This is a genomic window from Robiginitalea sp. (assembly GCF_049588695.1).
Classification (GTDB): Bacteria; Bacteroidota; Bacteroidia; order Flavobacteriales; family Flavobacteriaceae; genus Robiginitalea.
This window is the reverse complement of the sequence record NZ_JBAVZJ010000563.1, coordinates 1-3848: the sequence shown is the minus strand read 5'-3', so window position 1 is coordinate 3848 and position 3848 is coordinate 1. Positions and strand designations below refer to the sequence as shown.

Here is a 3848-nt window from a genome sequence, read left to right as displayed (position 1 = left end):
TGCTTTTCAATACACCCTGGACGGGGAGGTTTTCCAGGTCGGGGAATTTGCCAACGGGGGGGTGGATGCCACCACGGTAGATCCGGGTGTAGATCTACAGATCAACAACAACACCCTGGTGGTAAAGTTGCTCAAAAGTAATATTACCAATGTTTCAGATCCGATCTGGGATCTGATGATGAAAAACATCTATGCCACCGGGGCTTTTCAGCTGGCCGAAGACGATTTTAAACTCAATATCCTCTACAACGATCCCACGCCTCGAAATTATATTACCCCGGTAGATCCCGACGCGGGTTGGCCAAATACTCCCAAACCCCTGGAAGAGCGTATCCTCCTTGATGTTTTTAATTTGGACCGCCTCAATGTTTACAACGACGTGCAACCCGGGGGAGATGGATTCTTCGACTACGTACCCGGAATTACAGTAAACCCCCAGAACGGACTGATCATTTTTACCAAGGTAGAACCTTTTGGATCCTATCTTTTTGAACTCCTTGGAGGGGGGGATTACAATCAGCCGGACGATCAGGGATACAATCCCAACCAGCAGAAGTACGTATTCAGAAATATGTACATCCAGACCAAGGCAGCTTCCCTTGAAGATGCTGAGAAAAACAGATTCAGGCTTAAAGGGCAATATAAATCCCAGAGTGGCGGGGGAATTCCCATCGGGGCCTTTAATGTGCCCCAGGGTTCGGTCCGGGTTACAGCCGGGGGTCGGCAACTTCAGGAGGGTATCGACTATACGGTAAATTACCAGGCGGGAACCGTTCAAATACTCGACCCCAGTCTTGAGGCTTCCAATGTCCCGATCAATATCTCTGTCGAGAACAACGCCGTTTTCGGACAACAGACCCGGAGGTATACCGCTTTAAACCTCGAACACCAGTTCAATGAGAATTTTGTGCTGGGTGGAACACTGCTGAACCTCAATGAACGCCCCCTGACCCAAAAAGCCAACTTCGGCGTAGAGCCGGTGAATAATTCCGTTTTTGACCTCTACGGAAATTATTCCACAGAAGTCCCGTTTTTAACCCGTGTGGCGAATATGTTGCCCAACGTAGATACGGATGTCCCCTCTAACGTTTCGCTCCGGGGCGAAGTCGCTTTCCTGCAGCCTAATTCTCCGAAAAATTCAGATTTTCAAGGCGAAACCACGGCCTATCTCGACGATTTTGAAGGGGCCCAGGCACTTATCGATATCCGGGGTTTTCTCGGATGGAGCCTCGCCAGTACCCCTCTGGAATTCCTGGACGAAGGGGAGCAGGACCTGGAAGCCGGATTTGAGCGGGCCAAGGTGTCCTGGTACACGATAGATCCGATTTTTTATACCAATCAGCGCCCGACCGGAATCACAGATGACGACCTTTCTACCAATGCAACCCGGAGGATTTTTATAGATGAGGTTTTCCCACAGGTCGATATTGCCCAGGGTCAGACTACGGTTCAAAACACCCTGGATATTGCCTATTATCCGAATCAAAAAGGACCTTACAACGCAAATCCAAATTTCCCGGGAGAATCTGCAGGGGAAAAATGGGGAGGTGTCATGCGCTCTTTGAGCAGTACAAACTTTGAGCAATCCAATGTGGAATTTATACAGTTCTGGGTGCTGGATCCCTTTGTGGACGGCGATGCTTCGGGCCCCGGGGAACTCGTAATAAACCTGGGAAACATTACAGAGGATATCCTTCCCGACGGGCGGAAGCAATATGAAAACGGGCTTCCCGGAGTCGATTCCAACGAATTGGTAAGGTCCACCGTCTGGGGGCAGGTCCCCTCCACCCAGGCGTTGGTATATGCCTTTGACGCCCAGGAGGCCAACCGGGCCCTGCAGGATATCGGGTTGGACGGACTGGACGATGCTGCGGAGGCCAGTTTTGGATATAACGGCCCTCCTGAGGATCCTGCTTTGGATAATTACACCTACTACCTGAACCGGGAGGGGGGAATCCTGGATCGCTATCTCGATTTTAACAACACCCAGGGAAACTCCCCTGTTGCCGTGACCGATACGGACCGCGGAAATACGACACTTCCCGATGTAGAGGATGTGGACAGGGACCTGACGATGAATACGGTGGATAGTTATTTCGAATACCGCATCCCTATCCGCCCTGGAATCTCCGTTGAGGACCGTTATGTAACCGATATACGGGAGGGTCTCACCACAGACTTGCCCAATGGTTCCAGGCTGAATTATCGCTGGATACAATACAAAATTCCACTGAGTGATTTTACCGACGCCATTGGGGGAATCTCAGATTTTCGTTCCATCAGTTTTATGAGGATGTATACTACCGGTTTTCAAAGCCCGCTGGTGTTGCGGTTTGCCACACTGGACCTGGTTAGGGGGGACTGGAGGACCTATACCCGGAGTTTGCAGACTACTGAAGATCCTCCGGAAGATGATGCGACCCTGCTGGATGTGAATACCGTCAATATTGAAGAGAACAATGCGCGTATTCCAATACCTTATGTCTTGCCCCCGGGAGTTTTTAGGGAACAACTGAACAACAACAATACCATAGTCCGGCAGAATGAACAATCCCTTTCCCTGGTTGTAGAAAATCTGGAACCCCGGGACTCCCGCGGCGTATTCAAAAATGTAAATATTGACCTGCGACAATACGAGCGTATCAAAATGTTCCTGCACGCCGAAAAGCTCCTCGCCTCGGATCCGTATGTCGACACGGAATCCGCAGTTGCTTTCCTTCGAATAGGAACAGATTTTTCCGAGAATTTCTATCAGTTGGAGGTGCCCCTTTCCTTTACGGATTTTTCTGCCCGGACCCCGGAACAAATCTGGCCTGAGATCAACAATCTCGATGTGGCACTGGCCGACTTGAACAAGGTGAAGTCCAAGGGTATATCCGATCAGACGCTGGGGCAGACGACCTTTTACGAGATCCTGGACGGAGAGGCTGTTGTCGTGGATGAATTTGCGCCCCGGGAAGCCGGGAGGATCCGTATTGGTATTCGGGGAAATCCATCCCTGGGGAGCATACGCAGCGCGATGGTTGGAATCAAGAATATCGATAACGTCCCCTTGAGAACGGAAGTCTGGTTTAATGAACTGCGACTGGCCGGACTGGATAACAATGGGGGATGGGCAGCTGTGGCATCCCTGGATGCGAATATGGCGGACTTTGCCAATGTTTCGGCTACGGGGAATACTTCCACGTCCGGATTTGGGGCCATCGATCAGCGACCCAATGAGCGTTTGCGGGAAGATCAGGTCTCCTATGGAGTGGTGACCAATGTAGAAATCGGTAAGCTATTCCCACGGCAATGGGGCTTACAAATCCCTTTTAACTATGGGATTTCCGAACAAATCATAACCCCTGAATTCGACCCTGTTTACGACGACCTTAAACTACAGGATCGAATCGATGCCGCCGATACCGCGGAGGAAGCTGACGCCATACTCGAGCAGGCGGAAGACTACACCAAACGGACCAGTGTCAACTTTATCGGGGTCCGAAAGAACAGGTCTGAGGAAGCGGAGGAAAACTTTTTTGACATTGAGAATTTCACCTTCAACTATTCGTATAACGAGACCAATCACCGCGACTTTGAGGTGGCGGAACTCAAAGACCAGAATGTGCGGGCGGGTATGATCTACAACCATAATTTCAAACCTGCAACCGTGGAGCCTTTTGCCAAGAATGACTCGATCCTCAATGGCCGCTACTGGCAATGGTTAAAGGATTTCAACTTCAACCTCCTTCCCACGAGTGTTTCCGTCCAATCGGATGTGAACAGGCAATTCAACCAGCAGCGCTTCAGGGATGTCCTGGAACCCGGGGTGGAGAGTCTGGAATTGCCCCTTTTGCAACAGCGGA

Annotated in this window: 1 protein-coding gene; it reads left to right on the top strand. The window is 50.6% G+C overall.

Features of this window, described 5'->3' with window-relative positions; genetic code table 11:
* Positions 1-3848 (top strand): cell surface protein SprA (sprA, locus tag WBV75_RS12935; protein WP_424121004.1); only part of this gene is annotated, 3848 nt, incomplete at both ends.